Here is a 21,622-nt window from a genome sequence, read left to right as displayed (position 1 = left end):
GTGATATGCAGCAGGAAGACGACAACGATCTCGGCAAGGCCCCCCACACGGCTACCAGCGAAGAGTTGGTCGGGCGTCCTCTGGTGAGAAAGCAACGTACCGGCAAACCGCTCCACGCATCCATCACCGAGCAGCAGGTCTCGGATCTGGTCGACACATTTTACGGCAAGGTCCGCCAGCATCCCCGGCTGGCCATGTTGTTTGCCGGTGGCCTGAGCATGGAGTGGCCTGAGCATCTGGACCGGATGAAGGCATTCTGGCGCTCAATGTTGATGCAGACGCGGGAATATGGCGGCAAGCCTGTTCCTGCCCATCTCAAGCTCGAGGGGCTCGATCCGGAAGACTTCGCCGACTGGTTGACCCTGTTCCGCCAAACCGCGCGTGATCTGTGTCCCGAGGCGGCGGCGGATCTCTATATCAGCCGGGCGGAGACCATCGCCAAGACCTTGCAAATGGCAGTGTTTATGCAAGGTCGGATCGCGCCACCCGATGCCTTTGATCACGGTGTCATGTCGAAGGACTTCCTCGCTTTCGTCCGCCGCAAGGATCAACAGGACGAGTCCTGATCGGCAGTCAGGAACAGCTCATAGCGCCCCAGTCCAAAGGCTAGATCCTGGCCGCAATGAAGCTGTGAGCCAATCTGCAGCAGCCGCAACAGAGCCGGATCCTGCGCCGGTCCCAACTGCAACTGCAACAGCCCTGTATGTCCCCGCATGGGAATACGGGCCGTACCGCTCTGGCTGATGGCCCGGTTCCATTCGCTTACATCAAGTGCGTCCATCGTCATCTGAACCGATGCAAAGGCATCATCCAGCGTCTGACGGTCCACTGCCAGCGAAAGGCCATGCCAGCGTGCAATATCCTCTGCCCGCGAAAGCAGGCTGCTCAGGAACTGCGACCCGACGGTCGCCTGATCAGAAGGGCTATCCATCAACTCTTCTGTTGATGCTGCCCCATGGAAGGGCGTGGTGAAGTGCACCAGTGCCCTGTTGGCCGTCGGGACCGGGTCTTGCAAGGGAGACCAGAGACGATCCACCGAACGGATCAGCACCCCTTGGCATGCCGATTTCACCCCCGCCAGATTGATGCCCCGCTCCAGTGCCCGATGGGCTGCTTCCCCCAAACTGTTGCACCAAAGCTGCCCCAGCCCGAACAATCGCAAGGTGACGCGCATGCTGTTCGCGCCAGTGCTGTCTGTCCGCACTAGCCAAGGGCAGGCCAGTCCGGCCATCTGCTTGTTGCTTTGACCATTGAAAAAGACATGCAGGCCGCAGGCCGGGCCCCAGGGGCAGGGCAGTCCCGCCAGTGCCTCGCGCGAGGCTGTCGACATCAGTTCCGACCCGATCACCTGACGCACGGCTGCGGGAAAGGCGGGATGTTGAGCCAGCTGTCCGTCTCCTTCGCATTCAAAGGCCAGGTCCTGCATGCTGATTGCAGCCGCAAGGCCCTCCAGATCACACTGACCTTGCGGATGGGCCAGCAAATGCGTCAGTTCGACACCTGATGGTGCAATTGCAGGAGGCGTCAAATGGGTGACAGGGCCCTCATGAAGGCTTTGGTGATGGGCATGGGGTGCATCGAATGGCATTTCGCATCTCCTTTGCGCAGGCGCACATCGGTTCACCGGTGCGCGGCGTCTGATGCACCAGACATGGCAAGGAAAGGGGTATGCCGTCGCTAAAAAAACGCCACGGGTTTTTAAGCTGGCGTGAACAATCATCTGGAGGGGAGGGCAACTATCGCCCGGCAATGAAAGTGCGCAAGGAGATCAGGCTGCGCTCTGCATCCTCGATTTCCTTGACGATGGAAGCCGTATCGCGATGGTCGATCCGGTGATCTCTAAGCGCAACATCAATTTCGCGCAACACATCGGATGCCTCCAGAACCACCCGATGAGCGGCCTGGTAAAGGGTGTCCTCGGGGTCGCCTTCCGCTTCTCCAATCCGCTCGGCGGCGACATAGGCCGTGCCACGCAGCAAATAGCTGACGATGGAAGGGTCGGGAAAGACGGCAATCAGACGACGGATTTCGTCCGCAGCAAAAGGGGTGGACCCATTCAGTCGCTGATAGAAGGCCTGATAGCTCAGTCCCATGCGCTTGGCGATGGTTTTGATATCATACCTCTCGCTGCGCGAGATGGCTTGACGCACCAGAAAGGAAAACTGCGCCCCGCGATCCTTGACATGCACATCATCCAGCATTCGCCCCTCCCCAAAAAGACGAGTGCCAGAATAGACAGTGCAACTTTTAATATCAAGTCGGGTGTAGGGCTTCTAACACTTTCAGCTCGGATCAGTCCGCAGCGAGAGAAACAGGGGCCGATTGCGAAAGTTCATCGGCTTTTCCCGGCGTGCCGCGACCGGTTTCACAGCCACACATCACCAGATTGGGTGTGTTTTTGGAGCGTTCAAGGATGTCCGCTAGGCTGTTCTCATTGAGGCTGGCAACAAACTGCTTGACCGCCTTGGACATAAGACGGCTCATTTCGCAGCCGCCAAACATCGGACAGTCTGGTTGGGGGGCATCCTCACAACGAGGGCAAAGGCATTCGACAAAGCCGAAATCCGCCTCCATCACCTTGGCCACATCGCCCATACGGATTTCGGCAGGCTCCTTGCCCAGCTCCAATCCGCCACCGCGCCCGCGCATGGTTTTCAGAAAACCATTGTTCGACAGCTTCGCGATGATTTTCATGCAATGGGTGCGCGACAGATGCAAAGCGCTCGCAACGCTCTCAACCGTCAGATTGCGATCATCATTCATCGCCACCAACATCAGGATGCGGTAGGCATAATCAGTGCCTTTGGCCAGTCTCATCGTTGTTTCCTCAAGCTTGACGCCCCACATTTCTGCGGAAGTTGGCACATTTTTCCTTGCGCTGCGTCAATTCATGAAAAAAAGGGGAACTTTTAGGGTGTTCCTTTGTCCTGTTGTCGCATCCATGGGACGAGGGGCGGGACAACGCAACCCGGAGAAGGCTCTCGACAAAGCAACGCGCGCGCGATATCCCATGAACCAGCAAACAAGCCAGAACGAGGAAAGAGGAATGTCAAACCCATTGGAAGAGCGCGTCGTCGATCTCGAAATCCAGCTCGCCCATCAAACCAAGACGGTCGAGGACTTGTCCGATATGGTCTCTCGACAGTGGGACATGATTGATCGCCTGACCCGCAAGATGAAGTTCCTCCAAGAGGCTGTCGTCGAACTGGAAGACAATGCCGGCCCACCAGCCAACCAGAAGCCGCCGCATTACTGAGCTTTACTGAGGGCTGAGCCGCCTTGGGAAATGGACAAACAAAAAGGCCGCCTTCCAATGAGGCGGCCTTTTGTTGCAATTATGCGTGACGGTCAAGCCAGCTTTTTGGAAGCGGCTCGAACTTTGATGGTGGAATCCTGCATCTGTGCCGTCGCCTTGGAAATGGTCTCGATATTCTCGGAGATGGTCGCGACGCCCGTGGAGGCCATTTGCATATTGTCGGAAATGTCGCGGGTGACAGCAGCCTGTTCCTCGACAGCTGCAGCGATGTTCTCCGAGATGGCGTTGACTTGTTGGATAACGGATTTGATTTGCTGAATGGCGGAGACGGCGTTGCCCGTTGAGGACTGAACCGAACTGATTTGCGCTGAAATCCGTTCCGTTGCCTTGGTGGTCTGAGATGCCAGTTCCTTGACTTCGGAGGCCACGACGGCAAAGCCTTTTCCAGCTTCACCCGCACGGGCAGCCTCGATGGTGGCGTTGAGGGCCAGCAGATTGGTCTGGGAGGCGATATTCTCGATCAGCTCGATGACCTCACCAATACTCTGAGCATCTTCGGACAGGCCTGCCATGATGCCTTCTGACTGGTTGGCCTCCTGCACGGCTTGACCCGAAACCGAACTGGCCTGCGCCACCTGACGGCTGATTTCCTCGATCGATGCGACCAGTTCCTCTGATGCCGCTGCCACAGTCTGAACGCTCGAGGAGGCCTGCGTCGCGGCGCTGGCGGCGCTTGCTGCCTGTTGGTTGGTGCCAGTGACGGCATCTGCGACCAGATCAAGATCAGCATCAATGTCTTTCTGGATCGTCATTCGGCGCAGGCGGTTTTCAACGACATCCGTGATGTCTGTGGCAAACTTCACAACCCGGATCGGCTTGCCTGTGTCATCGAGGATCGGATTGTAGGTGGCCAGTATCCAGACCTCTTTGCCACCCTTGCCAATTCGTTTGAATTCCCCGGAATGGTATTGTCCGGAACGCAGGTGGTTCCAGAAGTTGCCATAGTCCGGGCTGTTGACCTGTGAGGGATCGATAAAGACCCTGTGGTTCTGGCCCTTAATTTCCGACAATGCATAGCCGAGTGCATTGCAGAAATTTTCGTTGGCATCAATGATCGTGCCATCCAACTCAAACTCGATCACCGCCTGTGACCGCTGGATGGCAGCAATCTGACCGGCAGAGCGTAGATTTTCCAGTTTCTTCTGTGTGATATCTGCTGCAATCTTGATCACGCGGTATGGTTTGCCGGAACCATCCTTGAGGACGCTGTAGCTGGCCTCAATCCAAATGGTCTCGCCATCCTTTCGAATGCGTGGAAACTCGCCCGTTTGCGCTTTGCCGCAGGCAAGGGCCTTCCAGAACTCAACGTAAGATGAGCTGCTGGCCAGATCATCCTTGACGAAGATACTGTGATGCTTCCCCAAGATCTCATTTAATGAATAGCCCAGCGCGTTGCAGAAATTGTCATTGGCCGTGAGAATGGTGCCGTCGAGATCGAACTCGATCACGGCCCAAGACTCACCAATTGCATTCAGACGTGCCTTATCGAGATTTCCTGAAAGTTTAAACATAGAGTGACCCCACAAGATCAAAGATTTTCCATGACACTGACTGTATCCAGTAAAATTATCATTAAATCTGATAGTGTTTGATCTAAGGAGAAGAACTAATGTCGAAATACTGATGGTTATAGGTAGTAAAATTAGAAACTGGTTTAAAAACAAATGCGGAATAAATGGATATGGCGATTAGTTATTTACAGATAATTTAGTAAGACTGGCGCGGTTTGGTTTTACACGCTCCGGTTTTGATGCGTATTTATACTAATAACAGATGGTGAACTGGCAATTTGTGTCGATAAGCTGTAACTGCAGTCAATATTTGCGAAGCAACCAATGGTTGATCTAAGAATTGGTTCCAGTTCCATATATGCAGATTTCAAAAGCGGCACCTTCGTGACTGCCTACAATCTCAGTCAGATGTTGACCGGTTATGCTGGCATTATATCGCCTCCATGTGCAGGCAGCGCATAAATGCAGGAATGCATGGGTGCAAAAAAAAGGGCAGCCCCGTCGGGACTGCCCTCAATTTCAGCTAGGTACTGAACGGTGATGCTTATTACATCATGCCGCCCATGCCACCCATGCCGCCCATGCCGCCCATATCAGGCATGCCGCCACCAGCGCCTTCTTTGGCGGGTGCGTCAGCAACCATGGCTTCGGTGGTGATCATCAGGCCAGCAACGGAAGCGGCGTCCTGCAGGGCAGTGCGAACCACTTTGGTTGGGTCGATGATGCCAGCTTCGATCATGTCGACATATTTTTCGTTCTGAGCGTCAAAGCCGAGGGTGTCGTTGCCTTCGAGGACTTTGTTGACCACGATGGACCCTTCAACACCAGCATTCTCGGCGATCTGACGGATCGGAGCCTGCAGGGCACGCAGCACGATTTTGATGCCAGCAGTGATGTCAGGATTATCAGAAGACAGCTCAGCAACTTTTTTGGAAGCACGCAGCAGTGCGGTACCACCACCGGTCACGATGCCAGCTTCAACGGCAGCGCGGGTTGCGTTCAGAGCATCGTCAACACGATCTTTGCGCTCTTTCACTTCCACTTCGGTCGAACCGCCAACGCGGATAACGGCAACACCGCCAGCCAGTTTAGCCAGACGCTCCTGCAGTTTCTCACGATCATAGTCAGAAGAGGTTTCTTCGATCTGAGCTTTGATCTGAGCAACGCGGCCTTCGATGCCGTCTTTGTCGCCAGCGCCATCAACGATGGTGGTGGTTTCTTTGGTGATGTTGACTTTCTTGGCGGTGCCGAGCATGTCGAGAGTGACAGACTCAAGCTTGATGCCAACATCTTCAGAAATCACGGTGCCACCGGTCAGGATCGCGATGTCTTCGAGCATTGCTTTACGACGATCGCCGAAGCCAGGCGCTTTAACAGCAGCAATTTTCAGGCCACCGCGCAGCTTGTTGACAACCAGAGTTGCCAGTGCTTCGCCTTCAATGTCTTCTGCAATGATCAGCAGCGGACGGGAAGACTGAACAACGCTTTCCAGAATTGGAAGCATTGGCTGCAGGTTGGAGAGTTTTTTCTCGTGCAGCAGGATGAACGGATCTTCCAGATCAGCAATCATCTTTTCGGTGTTGGTCACGAAGTAAGGAGACAGGTAACCACGGTCGAACTGCATGCCTTCAACGACTTCCAGCTCGGTTTCTGCGGTTTTGGCTTCCTCGACGGTGATCACACCTTCGTTGCCGACTTTCTGCATGGCATCGGCGATCATTTTGCCGATTTCAGCTTCGCCGTTTGCAGAGATGGTGCCAACCTGAGCGACTTCGTCAGAATTGTTGATTGGCTGGGAAGCAGCTTCCAGAGCTTTATGCGCTTCAGCAACGGCCAGATCGATGCCGCGCTTCAGGTCCATTGGGTTCATGCCAGCAGCAACAGACTTGTGCCCTTCACGAACGATGGCCTGTGCCAGAACGGTTGCCGTGGTGGTGCCATCGCCAGCGATATCGTTGGTTTTGGAAGCCACTTCACGCACCATCTGTGCGCCCATATTCTCGAACTTATCTTCCAGCTCGATTTCCTTGGCAACGGTCACACCATCTTTGGTGATGCGTGGAGCGCCGAAGGATTTGTCGATAACCACGTTGCGGCCTTTAGGGCCCAGGGTGGTTTTTACAGCGTTGGCAAGAATGTCTACACCACGCAGCATTTTTTCGCGTGCATCAGCACCGAACTTGACTTCTTTAGCAGCCATTTGAGCTCTTCCTGAAATCTATAAACTTGGAATGTGAGGCGATACGACGTCGGATCCGGCCTTAGCCCATGATGCCGAGAATGTCGTTCTCTTTCATGATCAGCAGATCTTCACCGTCGATCTTGACTTCGGTGCCAGCCCATTTGCTAAACAGCACACGGTCACCAGCCTGCACGTCAAGTGCAACCAGTTTGCCAGCTTCGTCACGAACGCCGCTGCCTACAGCAACAACTTCGCCTTCAGACGGCTTTTCTTTGGCGGTATCAGGAATGATGATGCCACCGGCGGTTTTCTCTTCGGATTCCAAACGGCGTACAACGACGCGGTCATGCAGAGGACGGAATTTCATCTCTGAAACGTTCCCTAATCTGTTATGCAGTCCCCGGACCCTGGTTGGGCATGCTATGCCCCTACCATTTATAGCGGCATCCGAGCGATCTGCTCCTCGTTCAACAAGTGTATTAGCACTCCTAATAGGCGAGTGCTAACGACGGTCTCTCATTTAGGCAAGGCATAGGGAGAAGTCAACAATTGAGACAAATTTTTTTGCCATCTGGCGCCTCGCTGACAGACAAAAACCATAGGGCTTGGTCTCCAAACGGTTTCCAGAGGCTGTGTGCCAAAGGGGGGAGGGCTGGAAATCTCAAGGCGCGGTCCAAAGGACCTTATCTGTTTGCATGATGGCGTACCAGATGGGCAAGAACGCTGCTCAGCCGTTCATCCAGAGAGCCGGTGACGCAAATAAAATCATGGCCCAAGGCTTCCAGCTCGGTTTTGAAGCGTTTGAGAAACAACTCGCGTAGGTCCGGCGCATCACGCTGGCCATCGTCAACCCAAGGCCAGTCCACATCGCACAATATATAGAGACGGGGCGTATAGGGGGGGGTGGCGAGGCGCTTCTTGTGGCGCTCCGACCATTGCTCCCACAAGGCCCAGAGCGGGGTGTTGATCTCATCTTCGTAATAATGACAGCTATAGACCAATGAGGAGACGAGATCGGTGTCACAAACCAGCAGCCGGTTCTGCTCGCTGGCCAGTTCGGCACCGCGTTCTTCATTTACCCACTGGCCCTGTGCAATCGGGATGGCATCTTCCAGTGTCAGGCTGCCTTCCACTTGGAAATAGTCTCGCAGATATTCCGGTACCAGAACACCATCCAGATGCTCGGCCAAGGCTTTGGCAAGGGTTGTCTTGCCAGTGCTTTCAGGCCCGGTCAGGACAAGGCGGGGCAAACGTGAAACAGCCATTGATACTCACCGTTCCGGCATGTGCCAGTCACTTTCGACAGATTTGCGGCGCGAGAGACGAATGGCAAGGCCAACCGAAACCCCGACACCGATCGCGACGGTTAAATCCACTAGGACTGTCAGAATAAGCGTAAGCAGCAGCAGCGCAAGCTCGGTTCTGTCTCCACGCAGATATTCTCCCCACTTGTGGACTTCGCACATATTCCATGCGGTCAACATCAACAGGGCGGCAAGCGCGGGCATCGCCAATCCAGCCGCCAGCGGGGCGGCAAACAGCATGGCCAGCAGGATCACAATCGAATGAACAATCCCCGCAACCGGGGTCTTGCCACCTGCTTTCACATTGGTTGCCGTGCGGGCAATGGCTCCGGTGGCTGGCATGCCGCCAAACAGGGACGAGGCCACATTGGCAGCCCCCTGAGCCAACAGCTCCGCATTCGGGCGATGATTGCCATCAATCATCCGGTCCGCCACCATGGCTGACAACAGGGATTCGACCCCAGCCAGAAAGCAGATGATCAGCGCGGAAGGAAACAGCTCAATGACCCGCCCAATCGACAGATCCGGGAATGCCGGGACCGGCAATTGACTTGGCAGCGCCCCGAAGCGTCCACCCAGCGTATCCACGGGCAATTGCAGCAGGGCCACCATCACCGATCCAACCGCGACCGCAATGATCAGGCCGGGAAAGCGTGGCAAGGCATGGCGCAAGCCGACAATCAACAACAGCGTGCCCAAAGCAATGATGAAGGCGGCCAGATTGAAGCTGTCGAGGCCATTCCACAGGACGGGCAGTTTTTCAAGGAAATCCGCTGGAACCGACGCAAGATCCAGCCCCATGAAATCCTTGATCTGGCTGGAGCCGATAATGATGCCGATGCCGATGGTAAAGCCATTGACCACCGCATCGGGGATATAGGCGATCAAGCGCCCGACCCGGAAAAACCCCGCCACCAGCAAAATCAACCCGGCCATGAAACTCGCCAAAACCAGACCATCATAGCCATGGGTGGCAATCACGTCATAGACAACAACGATGAAGGCCCCGGTTGGACCGCCAATCTGGACCCGGCTGCCGCCCAGCAGCGAAATGAAGAAACCGGCAACAATCGCCGTGATCAATCCATTGCCCGGATCAGCCCCCGACGCAATGGCGATCGCCAGACTAAGCGGGATCGCCACCATCGCCACCGTGATCCCCGCCATGCAGTCGGCTGCAAAGGCGCGGCGATTATACGTGCGAAGGGTGGTCAGTAGCTTTGGTTGGCGCATGGATCAGCCTGTCCTGACAAAAGGCGTGCGAACGGGCGCTCTGCCCCTGCACGCGGGGGGCAGGCCATCCTAGACACGAATAGGTGTTGTCGAGAGGGTACGGCAAAAGGCTGGCCTGATAGATTACGACCTGCTTAAGGCTTTTGCTCTCACGGCTCAAGCCCTGCCTTCGACTGAAAGAGGCGGGCATTGCTGCAATGCATGGATGGGATAGCTGGAAGGGCGAAACAGGCCCTGATGCCATGCAAAGTCAGCACAGCTGACGATCATGCTCAAACTCTGGATCGACCCGCAAGTCGCTATGGGCGATCTCTTTTTCGAAATGCACCCGCAGAATGTCATCGCGGCCATGGCTGGGCAGGGCGCGCTTGGTTTCCCTGAAACCGAGATGCTCATAGAAACCAAGAAGCTCGTCCATGACTTCCGGCGTGTGCAGCCGCAAATGTGGGCATCCACGAGACTCGGCAATCATTTCGGCATCCTGCAGCAGCATCGTGCCCAGTCCACGTCCCTGATGATCAGGATGGATCGCCACCGTATCGACATGAATATGGTCCTTGCCTTCTCTCAAGCAAAGGACACCGAGGATGGCATCACCGTCCTCGTCTTTCAGAATATAGAGATTGCGCTGATCGACATAGTCGCCAAGATCGGACCAGGCATCGTCCGGGATCGTCTTCTTCATGCGAGCGGCAACGGGGGAGAAGGCGGAGAAAATGAGTGGCCGGATATGAGCAATCTGCTCGGCCTTGGCGAGACGCAATTGTGCTGTCATCGGATTATCCTTATATCAACCGGCCTGACATGGGCCTCGCCCGAATGGCGATGGCGGCCGACTTTGAACGGGTTCTTTGGTTCTTGCCGGTTATGCACTGAAACAGATGACAATAATGTGACGCTGTGCCCAACCTTCGCGCTTCTCGACACATCTGTCAGCGTGGCAGCTGAATGGTTGCTTTCAGCCCGCCGCCAGAACGATTGGTCAGTGTGATGTCGCCCCCATGGCTGCGGATGATTGTGCGCGTGATCGACAATCCAAGCCCGACGCCTCCTGTTTCCAGATTGCGTGATCCCTCCACCCGGAAGAAAGGCGAGAAGACCTCTTCAAGCTTATCCTCGGGAATGCCCGGTCCACGGTCACAGACATCGATCCGTAGCCCCGTTGCTGTTTTGGCGAGTTGAACCGTCGCATCCCCAGCATAGCGCAAGGCATTTTCAGTGAGGTTGCGCATGGCCCGTTTCAGGCTCACCGCCCGGCACAGCTGAATCAAGCTGTCGGGCCCTTCGAAGCGCACATCCTTGCCCATTTCCTGATAGTCATCCACCATCGACGACAGCATTGCGGCAATATCCACCTCGCGGGTTTCCTCACTTGTCGCATCCTCGCGGGCAAAGGCCAGCACAGCCTCGGTCATCGCTTGCATTTCTTCGAGCGTCTCAAGAACCTTGCCGCGCATTTCCTCATCATCAATAAACTCGGCCCTGAGGCGCAGGGTGGTGATGGGGGTGCGCAAGTCATGGCTGACCGCTGCCAACATCCGGGTTCGGTCCTGAACAAAGCGCATCAAGCGTTCCTGCATCGCATTGAAGGCGATGATGGTGCCGCGCACTTCCTTTGGCCCTTTCTCGGCCAATGGCTCGATGGTTTCACCCCGTCCCAGTTTGCGGGAGGCATTTTCCAGATCGCGCAACGGTGCCGTCAAACGGCGAACGGTGAAGATGACCACCAGAAAGATGAAACTCGCTGTTGTCACCAGTGAAATCAGAAAAGGCCGGCCCCACTTTTCGGGCGGTTTGGGCAAGCCAGTGCGCACCTGCAGCCATTTTCCACTATTCAGGGGCACAGCAAGGGTCATGTCCAGAGCAGCAAGCTTGGGGCGTCGATCCCGCCAGTTGCGATCACGCATCCGGTCGTCATGACGCTGTTTCCAGGCCTCAAAGCCTCTTTTGCGGGCTTCGTCCCTCTCTTCTTTCCATTTCCGCCAGCGGTCATCCGATTGCACAGCATCGTCATTGCGCGACTGGGGATCGGATTTGTTGAAGGTCAACTTGCGCGGAAGATCACTGATCCGCACAGTGCCCTCTTCGAGGCCTGCGCGGCGTTCCAGACGACGGACAAGAAAGGATTCCTTGGTTCCTGAACGCGGCACCAAAAGGCTGGTCTTGTCACGCAGGGTGAACAGGATGTCCGGCCCTTCTGCCGCTCGGATCACCCGTTGATGCAGGCTTTCGTCTGTTTCATTCAACAACCGGACAACAGAGGCCGTTCTGTCCAGTACCTGTCCGCGGGTCGTCGTTACCGCGATGTTCGAGCGTTCATAGGCAAACAGCAAGATGGTCACCGCCTGGGCCACCACCAATGCAATCATCAAGGCAGCCACCAGCTGTCCGGCCAATGAACTTGGCCAGAGCCGGAAGGAGCGCGCAGGGGAAGGGCGCTTCTTGTCGTCAGACTTGGTTGTGGGCTGCTTTTTATCGATCAAAGGCCGGTCTCCTCATCCATGTCAGGCAGGTCGGCATCAGAGACTTTGCCAGTCACCTTGCCGGTGAAGACATAGCCGCCTCCGCGGACGGTCTTGATCAGTTTGGGCACTTTGGGGTCTTCTTCGATCTTCTTGCGCAAGCGGGAGACCTGATTGTCGATGGAACGATCAAAGATCTGGGCTGTCCGACCAGAGGTCAGGTCAAGCAACTGATCGCGTGACAGCACCATGGTGGGGCGTTTGAGAAAGGTGACCAGCAGCCGATAGTCTGCCGCGCTCAGGGGAACCGTGACCCCTTTCGGGCTGACCAACTCGCGCTGATGCACATGCAGCACCCAGTCATCAAATCGAAGCAGCTCGGGCTCCTCGGTACGCTGGGCTTCCGGTGGCATCGACTGGCTGCGGCGCAAAACCGACTTGATGCGCGCCAGCAATTCGCGCGGGCTGAAGGGTTTGGACACATAATCATCCGCACCGATTTCCAGCCCGACGATCCTGTCGGTTTCCTCCCCCAGAGCCGTCAGCAGAATAACCGGGATATTCTCATTCTCGCGCACATGACGGCACAGCGTCAGCCCATCTTCGCCCGGCATCATCACATCGAGCACAATGAGGTCGATGGCGGCGGTCTTCAGCACCTGCCGCATTTTCACCCCCCCATCGGCATCCGAGACGCGAAAACCATTCTTGGAAAGATACTTTGACAACAGCTCACGAATGTCGCGGTGATCGTCAACCACCAGAATATGTGCTGATTGCTCCATGTGTCTCTCCTTGTGGTCTCGTCGTCTGTGTGATGCACGCGCCACTTCACAGAAGCTGTCTGTGCGGGTTAGCGTGGGTCATGCTTCTTCAAATAGCATGATTTCCTTATCAACAAAGCCAGAATAGCGGGTTTTTTCAACGCAAAGTCCGGTAATTTGTATCGCTCTGTAACGGTTTGGGACGCGGTTACAGAGCGCGACAATTCTGCCGCTTTGCGAGATAGTTCTGCGACAAATCCTTCCTAACTTCAGTGCATCGGCAGAACGGCCAAACCAAGACCAACTGGCCAGCATCCACGCCGACCATCACCCGGCCAGCCCAATCAACAAATGGGCGGGTCATCACGCGCAAACCGGCCTGTGAGACGGCCCCAAGGCCAATGAGGAATTGGCCCCTTGAACAAAGGAATGGATCAATGAAAAACTTTAGCAAAATCGCACTGGCAGTCGCTTTGATCGGCGGTGTATCAGCAACCGCACTGTCCCTTGATACGGCATCTGCACGCGGTTGGAACGACCGTGGCCCGCAACAGGGTCAGAATTTCATGGGCCCTCGTGGTGGCTTCAAGGGTGGACCGCGCGGAATGGGGCCAGAACAGCGCATCCAGCAGTTTGACATCAACAAGGACGGTGTGCTGACCAAGGAAGAGCTGGCGACCGCGCTGGAGCAGAAAATCACCGACAATGACACCGATGGTGACAAGGCGATCACGCTTGAAGAATTCAAAACCGAATGGGCCAAGCAGACCGAACGGATGATGGTCCGTGCCTACCAGCGCCTTGATCCCAACGGGGATGGCAAGGTGACGCTGGAAGAATTGCAACAGCAGTCCAGTTTCATGTTTGACCGCATGGATCGCAATGATGACGGAAAAATCGACAAGGCCGACCGCCCGCAACAGCGCATGGGGAAACGCGGTGGACGCTGGGGTGACGACGATGGCCGTCGCGGTGGACGCCATGGTGGCCGCTGGCAGCAAGGCAATATGCAGCAGGGCCCCAATGGTCCTCAGTTCGGCCAGCAGAATGGACGCTTCGGACCACAAAACGGCCAGTTTGGTCCACAAAACAGCCAGTTCGGCCCCAAAGGCTTTGGTCCGGGTTTCGGTCCACAGGCCCCGCAGGGACCTCAGACACCACAGGCCCAGCAGGCCCCTCAGCCGCCTCTGCCCCCTTTGGCACAGGTCAACTAAGCCTGTAGATCTCACTCTGATCTGACATCACGCCCCTGTCACCGCCATCGGTGGCGGGGCTTCTTTTTTTGGGGGGCTGCAGTCGGGCTTGATGCCGAGACATATGGGCCATGAAAGGCGTCTCCAGCCGATGGTTGGGAAATTTGTAACCGAATGTATCAAGCCGCAAGATGGTTACAGAGCGCGACAAAATGGCGCAATTTCAGCATTTTTTCGCGGCAATTGCCCCCTATCTGTTGGATGTGGCGCAAGGGAAGAGGGGCTGAAAGGCCCGCCCGAGCGCAATGAGTTTCTGACTTTGAACGCGACATTGAGCAACCAAATCGCCCTAAAAACGCCAACCGAACTGGCGCCATACATTGAGAGGAAATGATATGAAAAACGCATCGAAAATCGCATTGGCTGTTGCCCTGATGACTGGCCTGTCTGCAACCACTCTGGTTTCCGCCGATCCGGCTTCCGCACGGGGATGGGGCAATGACTATGGCCACAAAGGCCATCACGGCTGGCACAAGAAAGGCATGCGCGGCGGCATGAAAGGTCCCATGCAGCTGTTCAAGGAGTTTGATACCGACAGCGACCGCGCCCTGACCAAGGAAGAGCTGGATGCCGGCCTGACCAAAAAGATCAAGGACAATGACGCCAACGGCGACGGTGCCGTTGATCTTGAGGAGTTCAAGGCTGAATGGATGCGCATGACGCAGGATCGTATGGTGCGGGCTTTCCAGCGCATGGATCGCGACGGCAGCGGCAAGGTGACCCTTGAAGAAATCAGCGAACCGGCGGGCTTTATGTTCGAGCGCATGGACCGCAATGATGACGGCAAAATCGACAAATCCGACCGCCGCGGCGGCAAATGGGGCCGCTCCATGCAGAAGCAGCCAGCCCCGCAAGACGCGCCAAAATCCTGATTAGATGACCCGCTTATCCATCACCGACATTTGACACGATTGCCTGCTCCGCCATTCGCAAGGATGGCGGAGTTTTTGCGTTCTTCCTCGGGGGGCAGCAGTTCGGGCTGCTAATGCCCATTGCGAAAATGCTTCGGATAGACCCCGAAATGACGGTGAAACTGGTTTGAAAACTCATATTGCGAAGCATAGCCCAACTGGTCGGCAATCTGGGAGATCCGCAAGGAGCTTGAACGCAACTGGCGGCAGGCATGATCCATCCGCCGTCGGATCAGATAGTCTCGCGGTGCGATGCCCGTATGCTGTTTGAAAACCTTGCGGAAATGCTCATAGGACCAGCCCTTGTCCATGCAATAGGCCCTCAGATCGAGCCGACCAGCATAGATCTGGTCAAAATCCTCACAGGCTTGGGTGATCCGTCTGTGCATCTGGCTTTCCTTGCTGCCAGCTTCTTGTGACCGGGTAAGGGAAACCAGCAAGGACAGGAAGTGAATCTGGATCTCTGCCAGATCGCTCTCCACCCCATGCTTGAGGCTCGAAAGCATGTCTTCCAGCCGCCCCATCAGGCGATCAGAAGGGGATTGCTGCAACACTGGCAGCTTGGCGGACAACAGTCCCTGCCGTATCAGTTGATCATAGAGTGCCTGATCGCAGTCGAGATAATATTCGCGCCATTTGGCGACATCATCCACCGTGCTGGAATGGACCATACCGGGAAGACGCATGAACACCGACCCTGCCGACAATGGAAAGACATTGCCATCCTGATCGATATAACTGCCCGTGCCGGAGGCCACATAAACGAGGGAGAAATAGGGGAACTTGATATTGTAATAATTGCCGTCCGAATGAACCTGCGCAATGAAGCCGCAGCCGATCCAGTTGCCATCTGTGCCCAGACTGCGGGAGTAATTCAGGTTGCCGCTTTCCCCCGACGGATGATTGCAGGGTGGAAAGCTGTCGGTGCGCAGCAGATATTTATGACCATTTTCCATGCGTCCGGCCTCTTGGTTTCTGTCTCATGCAAGGACTACCATTGAGCATATCATATTGGCCAGTGCGATCATTCTCTTTTCATGCATCAAACCATAAAATACAGCCTGTAAACGCAAAAATACGGGATTTTGAGACGGAAGCAGCCCCAGCCTCAGACAGGCGCGGGTGAGAGATTTTGCTCGTCCAGAATGCCGGGAAATGGAGGCCAGACATGAGTATCCTGGACCATTGGACTCAAATGCCGCAGCTGGAATCGCAACGATCGAAGCGATCTGGATTGTCCCTGCCAGACTTGCCGCAAAGCCCCATTTGGTGGCCGATCCTGCTGCATATCGTGGTTTGCAGCCTTGCCCTTTGGGCGCTGAGCTGAGGGCAAATGATCGTAAGGCCTTGCAAAAAAGGGCGCTTCCGGATGGGAGCGCCCTTTTCTATGTCCAATCGTCAACGGAACTAGCCGTCATGGGCGTCCAGCCGGTAGCAATATTCCCATGTGTCAGACGCATCATTGAGATAGCGTGTGACCGGAACCCGCTCGAAGCCAACCTTTTCATAGAATTGATGGCCTTCGACAAAGCGTGTGTCCGTCCATAATTTGAGAGTATGGCCTTCACGGCTATCCACCAGATCGGTGGCCAGATTATACATCGACCAGGCCAGACCCTGACCACGCGCCTTCCGGGCCACATAAACCTTGAACAATTCGAACACGCCCGGCGTCAGGCTCTCGCCGACTGCCAGTGAGCCAACCAGCTCACCGTCCGATTCCGCCACCCACATCTGGCCACCCAGTGCCACATAATAGCTGGCGGGGTGGGCCAGTTCGGGAAATTCCTCATCCACGAAGAGACAATTGTCATAATCGGCAAAAATCTCGGTGATCAGACGCTTGAGTGCCGGGCCATCCTCATCGGTGGCAGGGCGAATGAACGTATAGCTCATGACTGGCTCTTTCGTTGCAGGCAGAGGGAAGCGGGTCGGAACTCAGCGATAGATCGCGAGTCCAAGGCCGTTTCTGCGGGCTTCGTCCACGATTTTGGCCAGTGCCGGATCGCGCGTCTCGCCACGCACTTCCAGAATACGGGTCACGGTGATGAAGCTGCAATCGATCGCTTCGAGCGCCTTCTCAGCCTCTTCCTGCGCGGTACGCGGATGGTCACTATCAATGCAGACCACGAAGTTGCGACGCTGTGCTTTGGTTTGGGGTGGTTTTGGGGCCTCGCTGGCCCGCCCCTGAATACAGAAAATCATGCCATCTCTCTTCAAGACATTGGATCTGCCCACTCATAGTCGGCAGAAACGCGTCTGTCGAGAGGCTATCTTTGTCCAGGAGCAACTGGACGGCTCCAAGGATGCGCGAAAAAGCCTAGCAGACTTCCTTCTGCGCCCAGCTCATACGCTTGCGATAGATCGTTGAAGGGCTGATCTCCAGAGCAGCAGCCGCGCGTGAGATGTTGCCGTTAAAATGACTAAGAGCCCCTTCGATGATTTGCTTTTCCTGCATCCAGAAGGGCTCGATACTCTCCGCCATCACCGATCCGATATGGCGCAGGTTGGAAATGGCGTGATCCAGATCGCTTTCATAATGCTCGTCGCTATGCATCAGATCAGGCAGGAAGTCGGCTTCGACAATCATCCCGTCATACATCACTGTCAGTCGGCGAATGATATTCTGCAACTGTCGCACATTGCCCGGCCAGCGATAGGCCTTGAGCATATGTTCGGCCTCGGTGCTGAACAGGGCAAAGGCCTTACCTTCCTCTTGCGCATACTGCGTCAGGAAGGATTGGGCCAGCGGCATGATGTCCCCGCTGCGTTCGCGCAAAGGCGGCAAATGGATCGGCAAGACATGCATCCGATAGAACAGATCTTCGCGGAACCGGCCCGCACGCACTTCCTCGACCGGATCCCGGTTGGTGGCAGCGACAAAGCGGATATCGAGGGAGATTTCCTCATGCCCTCCGACCCGGCGCAGGGTGCCGGTCTGGATCAGGCGTAGCAACTTGGCTTGCAGATCATGGGGCATTTCGCCGATTTCATCCAGAAACAGCGTGCCGCCATCGGCCAGTTCAGCAGCCCCCTTGCGGTCTTCGGTGGCGCCTGTGAATGAGCCGCGCATATGTCCGAACAATTCCGATTCCATTAGATCGGACGGAATGGCTGAGCAATTGATGGCGATGAAAGGGCCTTCGCCACGGCTGGAGCGCGTATGCAGCGCTTGCGCACAGACTTCCTTGCCCGTGCCGGATTCACCTGTGATGAAGACCGGCGCTTTGGAGGCGGCAATCCGCAGGATCTGGTCATAAACTCCCTGCATGGCGGGAGACTTGCCGATAAAGCCTTCAAAATCGCGCATCGCTTCCGAGTTGTCCTGCACGGAAATCGGTTGCCCATTGGAGACATGCAAAGCGGTCTCTGCTGTTGCAGGCGCCTCTATGCGTGTTGGATGGGGCGCTGGGCGGTGTTGGGCCAGCAATTCGGTCAGCCGGCTCGCCAGTGCGGCGGCGCTCACTGGGCGGGCGACGAAATCATGGGCACCAGCTTGCATCGAGGCAACCGCGCGTGACACCGAACCATTCTCGCTCAAGGCCAGCAGCAGCATGTTGGGATGACGGCTTGCAAGGCGCGACAGGCTTTTGAGGTCTTCCTCGTCATCGAACGTGACAAGGGCGCAGCTCGGCTCCATGAGGAAGGTCGCCGGGGCCTTGTCGTCGAAGATCTGAAAATCACAGGGCTGCATCAACCGCTCTTCCAGCATGCTCGACAATTGCTCGTTGATCATGCGGCGGAAGGCGGGGTCAGAACTGACAACGGCAATGCGGACGGAATTGGCATCCGCGTGTCCTGATAACATGATGGTGGCGCCTTTCTAAAAACTACTTACGACGCCATGTTGCTCAAACAGGGTAAACAAAGTCTTTGCAAATCGAAATCTTTACCAAAGAAGCCTCGAAACCAATGCAGAATGCGAGGGTTTTACGCTGTTTTTGTCCAAAAACAGCAAAGACGCTTCCCGTGGGAAACGCCTTTGCATAAGTTCGCCACCTAACATGCCCTAACGGCATTAGGCCAATTGTGCGGGGAAACCGGCTTCCTCGATTGCGGCGCGGATGGCTTCCGGTTCCGCAGAGCTGGTGACTTCCACGGTGCCTGATTCCAGATCGGCATTGACGTTAACTGATCCGTCAAGCGCGGTCAGCGCTTCCTTGATGGATTTAACGCAACCGCCGCAAGCCATTTCCTGTACTGTCAATTTGATCATGCTCTTTGTCCCTGACATCTGGGTGCTTCGATGAACGCTCACTATAGGCCCGGCGTGCCCGATTTGACAATCAGGGCTGTGCCCAACCCACCGGCCGCAGCAATGGCTGCCAGACCGACACCATTCTGCCTTTGCAAGTGATGAAACAGGCGCACAGCCAAAACCGCGCCTGATGCACCAATGGGATGGCCGCGCGCCAGCGACCCGCCAAATGGATTGACGATGGCCGGATCGATACCGGCTTCACGCTGGCAGGCAATCGCCTGTACGGCAAAGGCCTCCATAATTTCGGCAATCGTCAGATCGCCGGTCGATAACTCCGCCTTGGCAAGGCTTGCCCGGATGGCAGGCACAGGGCCAAGGCCTGGCATGTCAGGCTCTCCGCCCACTGTCGCTCCCGCTAGCAATTCGGGCAAAGGGTGAGGGGCCTTTTTCGCCACCCGCTCGGAAACCAGCACGACGAAGGCCGCCGCATCGGCTGCCACACACATATTGGCACTGGTGATGCTGCCAGCGATCACCGGGGAGCGGTCACATAGCCGCTGGCTCAGTTTGCGGCCAAACGGATCATGGGCAAGCTCAGCGATCGGAACGATCTCGCAAGCGGCTTTGTCTTGTGAAGCCAGTGCCTTGGCATGGCTGTGGATAGCCCAATCATCCTGTTCAGCGCGGGAAATGGAGAGCCGCTGAGCCAGCTGATCAGCAGCAACCGCCATATTGGGATCCCGTTCCGGCCATGGGGTGAAGGGGGCCTGATCATAGGGCTGAGGCTCGGAACCATCGGCAAAGGTGTGGGAGCGAAGTGGGCGGCGGGAATAACTCTCCACGCCCCCGGTCACCACCACATCATGCTGGCCAGAGCGGATCATCGCGTCCGCCAGCAGCAGGGCATCCAGACCACCACAACATTGCCGATCAATGCTCAGACCGCCGATCCGTTCCGGCAGGTCGCTGGCCAGGGCCACCAATCGCGCCGGGTTGCCCCCAGCCCCCAGTGCATTGGAGACAATGATCTCACCCACATCCGAAGTGTCCAGCCCAGCATCGGCCAGCACTGCCTTGACCACAGGCACGGCCAATTGATGCGGCAACAGATCGGCAAAAGCGCCATGGCGCGGCGACACGGCACTGCGTCTGGCGGCCATCAAGTAGCTCTTGCTCATGGTCGCTCCTTCGCCAAAATACCCTCAAGCCATTCAGACAAGGCGAGGAGATCCGGCTTGCCTGCTGGCAGCAGGGGGAGATGATCGATGAAATGAACCGCTTTGGGCGTTGCCAGAGGTCCCAAAACCGCACGACATTGCGCTTGCAAGTGAGTGGCTAACGGATCGACATGCGTGCCAGCATCCTCGCCATCGCTGGCCGCGCTCGGAGTGCGTTCGACAATCGCCATCACCACGTGACCGCGATGCTTGTCCGGCACTGCGAAGGCCGCACAGATCCGAACCGACGGATTCGATTGCAACACCGCTTCGACATCTTCCAGAAAGACATTTTGATCGGCCACCGTCACCATGCGGCTTTTCCGGCCTTTCAGGAACAGGAAGCCATTGGCATCGAGCGATCCCATCTCGCCGACGGTCAAATATCCATCCCGCCAGAGCGTGTCGCGGCTAGACCCCACCTCATAGCCATCAAACAGATAGGGGCTCTTGATCCATATCTCGCCGATCTGACCGGGCGCTGAAAGCACAGCCCCGTCAGCATCCCGAATCTGAACATCAACACCGGGATAGGCCTTGCCGACCGAGCCAACAGGAGTTTCCTTGTCCGACAGGGTGATCAGGCTGGTTTCCGATGCGCCATAAAATTCCAGAATTTGCCCATTGGGGCAGAGTGCCTCCAAACCGGTTCGGCAATCCGGGTCCAGCTTGCCGCCGCCGCTCCAGATCAGTTTCATTACGGGTAGGGTGATCTGTGCAATCTTTGCCCCTTCCAATAGCAACCGCAATTGCGAAGGGGTCGCATACAGCACCGCGCTTTGCGCTTGTGCCAGAGCCACTGCCTGATGGCGCGGCGTGAGGCCGGTGAGCACATCGACACCGCCGCCCACCTCCAGTCCTTCAAGGATGCCATAGAGCGTGAGGGAGTGGCTAAGAGCGCCTAGAACCGCATAGGGGTCCTGCGCGGAGAGATGAAACAACGAGCGGGTCTTGCGAAAGGTTTGGACCCAGGAAAGGGCCGTCCGACGGATCGTCTTGGCCTTGTCGCTTGAGCCCGAGCTCTGGCAATAGAGCATTTGACCACCGCCTGCTTTGCTCTTGCCCCAATCTTCATAGCCTGCATGACCAGCAAGGATTGAATGCCTATCCTCAAGGCACTGCCGCAGCAGGGCAATGTCGCGTTCAACATCAGCCCGCCCACTGGCAAGCCGGATCATGCCGTCATCAGCGCGTTGAAAAGTCTCGTTACTCAAGGGGGCTCCTGTCACAAGGCAATTGCCATAAAGCAAGTGCAATCGAACCCTATC

At 56.2% G+C, this 21,622-nt stretch carries 22 protein-coding genes; 4 read left to right on the top strand and 18 right to left on the bottom strand.

Features of this window, described 5'->3' with window-relative positions; genetic code table 11:
• The first annotated feature begins 5 nt into the window (after positions 1-5).
• A complete protein-coding gene (locus FDK21_RS12780; protein ID WP_138148854.1) occupies positions 6-566 on the top strand; it encodes a group III truncated hemoglobin in 561 nt (186 codons plus the stop codon).
• Here FDK21_RS12780 and FDK21_RS12775 read toward each other — a convergent pair.
• The 3 genes from FDK21_RS12775 to FDK21_RS12765 all read right to left on the bottom strand — a co-directional run bounded on the left by FDK21_RS12775 (position 548) and on the right by FDK21_RS12765 (position 2,817).
• The gene (locus tag FDK21_RS12775) at positions 548-1,588 is read right to left on the bottom strand and encodes a hypothetical protein (protein ID WP_138148852.1); all 1,041 of its coding nucleotides are present in this window, start codon (positions 1,586-1,588) and stop codon (positions 548-550) included. The genes FDK21_RS12780 and FDK21_RS12775 overlap by 19 nt on opposite strands.
• A gap of 148 nt (positions 1,589-1,736) precedes the next feature.
• A complete protein-coding gene (locus FDK21_RS12770; RefSeq protein ID WP_138148850.1) occupies positions 1,737-2,201 on the bottom strand; it encodes a phage regulatory CII family protein in 465 nt (154 codons plus the stop codon).
• 91 nt (positions 2,202-2,292) lie between these two features.
• On the bottom strand, positions 2,293-2,817 hold the full coding sequence (locus FDK21_RS12765; RefSeq protein WP_157967660.1) for an Rrf2 family transcriptional regulator: 525 nt from the start codon (positions 2,815-2,817) through the stop codon (positions 2,293-2,295).
• A 229-nt stretch (positions 2,818-3,046) separates the two neighbouring features.
• On the opposite strand from FDK21_RS12765, the gene FDK21_RS20650 reads away from it, so the two are divergent.
• Positions 3,047-3,256 carry a SlyX family protein gene (locus FDK21_RS20650; protein ID WP_171022070.1) on the top strand — a complete coding sequence of 70 codons (210 nt, stop codon included), beginning with the start codon at positions 3,047-3,049 and terminating at the stop codon, positions 3,254-3,256.
• 92 nt (positions 3,257-3,348) lie between these two features.
• Here FDK21_RS20650 and FDK21_RS12755 read toward each other — a convergent pair whose 3' ends face one another.
• The 8 genes from FDK21_RS12755 to FDK21_RS12720 form a co-directional block, all read right to left on the bottom strand.
• Positions 3,349-4,827 (bottom strand): PAS domain-containing methyl-accepting chemotaxis protein, encoded by a 1,479-nt coding sequence (locus FDK21_RS12755; RefSeq protein WP_138148844.1) that lies wholly within the window; start codon positions 4,825-4,827, stop codon positions 3,349-3,351.
• 547 nt (positions 4,828-5,374) lie between these two features.
• The gene (gene groL / locus FDK21_RS12750) at positions 5,375-7,027 is read right to left on the bottom strand and encodes a chaperonin GroEL (RefSeq protein WP_138148842.1); all 1,653 of its coding nucleotides are present in this window, start codon (positions 7,025-7,027) and stop codon (positions 5,375-5,377) included.
• Between the two features lie 61 nt (positions 7,028-7,088).
• Complete coding sequence (gene groES, locus FDK21_RS12745) at positions 7,089-7,376, bottom strand: co-chaperone GroES (protein ID WP_114009820.1); 288 nt, start codon at positions 7,374-7,376, stop codon at positions 7,089-7,091.
• A gap of 316 nt (positions 7,377-7,692) precedes the next feature.
• Positions 7,693-8,274 (bottom strand): ATP-binding protein, encoded by a 582-nt coding sequence (locus FDK21_RS12740; protein WP_138148840.1) that lies wholly within the window; start codon positions 8,272-8,274, stop codon positions 7,693-7,695.
• Positions 8,275-8,280: 6 nt separating this feature from the next.
• A complete protein-coding gene (locus FDK21_RS12735; RefSeq protein ID WP_138148838.1) occupies positions 8,281-9,546 on the bottom strand; it encodes a SulP family inorganic anion transporter in 1,266 nt (421 codons plus the stop codon).
• Between the two features lie 250 nt (positions 9,547-9,796).
• Positions 9,797-10,321, bottom strand: coding sequence for a GNAT family N-acetyltransferase (locus FDK21_RS12730; RefSeq protein WP_138148837.1), 525 nt, complete (start codon positions 10,319-10,321; stop codon positions 9,797-9,799).
• 157 nt (positions 10,322-10,478) lie between these two features.
• Positions 10,479-12,029, bottom strand: coding sequence for an ATP-binding protein (locus tag FDK21_RS12725; protein WP_138148835.1), 1,551 nt, complete (start codon positions 12,027-12,029; stop codon positions 10,479-10,481).
• The gene (locus FDK21_RS12720; RefSeq protein ID WP_138148833.1) at positions 12,026-12,793 is read right to left on the bottom strand and encodes a response regulator; all 768 of its coding nucleotides are present in this window, start codon (positions 12,791-12,793) and stop codon (positions 12,026-12,028) included. Before FDK21_RS12720 ends, FDK21_RS12725 begins: the two co-directional genes overlap by 4 nt.
• 416 nt (positions 12,794-13,209) lie before the next feature.
• Between FDK21_RS12720 and FDK21_RS12715 the strand changes: the two genes are divergently transcribed.
• Positions 13,210-13,986: an EF-hand domain-containing protein gene (locus tag FDK21_RS12715; protein WP_171022069.1), complete on the top strand. Its 777-nt coding sequence runs from the start codon at positions 13,210-13,212 to the stop codon at positions 13,984-13,986.
• 374 nt (positions 13,987-14,360) lie between these two features.
• Complete coding sequence (locus FDK21_RS12710) at positions 14,361-14,897, top strand: EF-hand domain-containing protein (protein ID WP_138148829.1); 537 nt, start codon at positions 14,361-14,363, stop codon at positions 14,895-14,897.
• A gap of 110 nt (positions 14,898-15,007) precedes the next feature.
• Here FDK21_RS12710 and FDK21_RS12705 read toward each other — a convergent pair whose 3' ends face one another.
• From FDK21_RS12705 to FDK21_RS12675, 7 genes are all read right to left on the bottom strand, one after another.
• Positions 15,008-15,892 (bottom strand): AraC family transcriptional regulator, encoded by an 885-nt coding sequence (locus FDK21_RS12705; RefSeq protein ID WP_138148827.1) that lies wholly within the window; start codon positions 15,890-15,892, stop codon positions 15,008-15,010.
• Positions 15,893-16,343: 451 nt separating this feature from the next.
• Positions 16,344-16,832 (bottom strand): GNAT family N-acetyltransferase, encoded by a 489-nt coding sequence (locus FDK21_RS12700; protein ID WP_138148825.1) that lies wholly within the window; start codon positions 16,830-16,832, stop codon positions 16,344-16,346.
• A gap of 42 nt (positions 16,833-16,874) precedes the next feature.
• Positions 16,875-17,141, bottom strand: coding sequence for a hypothetical protein (locus FDK21_RS12695; RefSeq protein WP_114009831.1), 267 nt, complete (start codon positions 17,139-17,141; stop codon positions 16,875-16,877).
• 115 nt (positions 17,142-17,256) lie between these two features.
• Positions 17,257-18,744, bottom strand: coding sequence for a sigma-54 dependent transcriptional regulator (locus FDK21_RS12690; protein ID WP_246657571.1), 1,488 nt, complete (start codon positions 18,742-18,744; stop codon positions 17,257-17,259).
• Positions 18,745-18,954: 210 nt separating this feature from the next.
• Positions 18,955-19,152: a cation transporter gene (locus FDK21_RS12685; RefSeq protein WP_114010399.1), complete on the bottom strand. Its 198-nt coding sequence runs from the start codon at positions 19,150-19,152 to the stop codon at positions 18,955-18,957.
• A gap of 41 nt (positions 19,153-19,193) precedes the next feature.
• Entirely contained in the window at positions 19,194-20,315 is a 1,122-nt protein-coding gene (locus tag FDK21_RS12680) for a thiolase family protein (RefSeq protein WP_138148824.1), read from the bottom strand.
• Positions 20,312-21,568: an AMP-binding protein gene (locus FDK21_RS12675; protein WP_138148822.1), complete on the bottom strand. Its 1,257-nt coding sequence runs from the start codon at positions 21,566-21,568 to the stop codon at positions 20,312-20,314. Before FDK21_RS12675 ends, FDK21_RS12680 begins: the two co-directional genes overlap by 4 nt.
• Positions 21,569-21,622 lie beyond the last annotated feature (54 nt).

Origin of the sequence: Cohaesibacter sp. CAU 1516, assembly GCF_005771485.1 — a bacterium.
GTDB lineage: Bacteria > Pseudomonadota > Alphaproteobacteria > Rhizobiales > Cohaesibacteraceae > Cohaesibacter > Cohaesibacter intestini.
Note: the sequence above shows the minus strand (reverse complement) of the source record. Positions and strands in the feature narration are given on the sequence as shown.

What these genes read in the sequence shown, in the direction of transcription:
- FDK21_RS12780 (WP_138148854.1), top strand. Translation starts at nt 6, where the DNA reads ATGCAGCAGGAAGACGACAACGATCTCGGCAAGGCCCCCCACACGGCT.
- FDK21_RS12775 (WP_138148852.1), bottom strand. Translation starts at nt 1,588, where the DNA reads ATGCCATTCGATGCACCCCATGCCCATCACCAAAGCCTTCATGAGGGC.
- FDK21_RS12770 (WP_138148850.1), bottom strand. Translation starts at nt 2,201, where the DNA reads ATGCTGGATGATGTGCATGTCAAGGATCGCGGGGCGCAGTTTTCCTTT.
- FDK21_RS12765 (WP_157967660.1), bottom strand. Translation starts at nt 2,817, where the DNA reads ATGAGACTGGCCAAAGGCACTGATTATGCCTACCGCATCCTGATGTTG.
- FDK21_RS20650 (WP_171022070.1), top strand. Translation starts at nt 3,047, where the DNA reads ATGTCAAACCCATTGGAAGAGCGCGTCGTCGATCTCGAAATCCAGCTC.
- FDK21_RS12755 (WP_138148844.1), bottom strand. Translation starts at nt 4,827, where the DNA reads ATGTTTAAACTTTCAGGAAATCTCGATAAGGCACGTCTGAATGCAATT.
- groL (WP_138148842.1), bottom strand. Translation starts at nt 7,027, where the DNA reads ATGGCTGCTAAAGAAGTCAAGTTCGGTGCTGATGCACGCGAAAAAATG.
- groES (WP_114009820.1), bottom strand. Translation starts at nt 7,376, where the DNA reads ATGAAATTCCGTCCTCTGCATGACCGCGTCGTTGTACGCCGTTTGGAA.
- FDK21_RS12740 (WP_138148840.1), bottom strand. Translation starts at nt 8,274, where the DNA reads ATGGCTGTTTCACGTTTGCCCCGCCTTGTCCTGACCGGGCCTGAAAGC.
- FDK21_RS12735 (WP_138148838.1), bottom strand. Translation starts at nt 9,546, where the DNA reads ATGCGCCAACCAAAGCTACTGACCACCCTTCGCACGTATAATCGCCGC.
- FDK21_RS12730 (WP_138148837.1), bottom strand. Translation starts at nt 10,321, where the DNA reads ATGACAGCACAATTGCGTCTCGCCAAGGCCGAGCAGATTGCTCATATC.
- FDK21_RS12720 (WP_138148833.1), bottom strand. Translation starts at nt 12,793, where the DNA reads ATGGAGCAATCAGCACATATTCTGGTGGTTGACGATCACCGCGACATT.
- FDK21_RS12715 (WP_171022069.1), top strand. Translation starts at nt 13,210, where the DNA reads ATGAAAAACTTTAGCAAAATCGCACTGGCAGTCGCTTTGATCGGCGGT.
- FDK21_RS12710 (WP_138148829.1), top strand. Translation starts at nt 14,361, where the DNA reads ATGAAAAACGCATCGAAAATCGCATTGGCTGTTGCCCTGATGACTGGC.
- FDK21_RS12705 (WP_138148827.1), bottom strand. Translation starts at nt 15,892, where the DNA reads ATGGAAAATGGTCATAAATATCTGCTGCGCACCGACAGCTTTCCACCC.
- FDK21_RS12700 (WP_138148825.1), bottom strand. Translation starts at nt 16,832, where the DNA reads ATGAGCTATACGTTCATTCGCCCTGCCACCGATGAGGATGGCCCGGCA.
- FDK21_RS12695 (WP_114009831.1), bottom strand. Translation starts at nt 17,141, where the DNA reads ATGATTTTCTGTATTCAGGGGCGGGCCAGCGAGGCCCCAAAACCACCC.
- FDK21_RS12690 (WP_246657571.1), bottom strand. Translation starts at nt 18,744, where the DNA reads ATGTTATCAGGACACGCGGATGCCAATTCCGTCCGCATTGCCGTTGTC.
- FDK21_RS12685 (WP_114010399.1), bottom strand. Translation starts at nt 19,152, where the DNA reads ATGATCAAATTGACAGTACAGGAAATGGCTTGCGGCGGTTGCGTTAAA.
- FDK21_RS12680 (WP_138148824.1), bottom strand. Translation starts at nt 20,315, where the DNA reads ATGAGCAAGAGCTACTTGATGGCCGCCAGACGCAGTGCCGTGTCGCCG.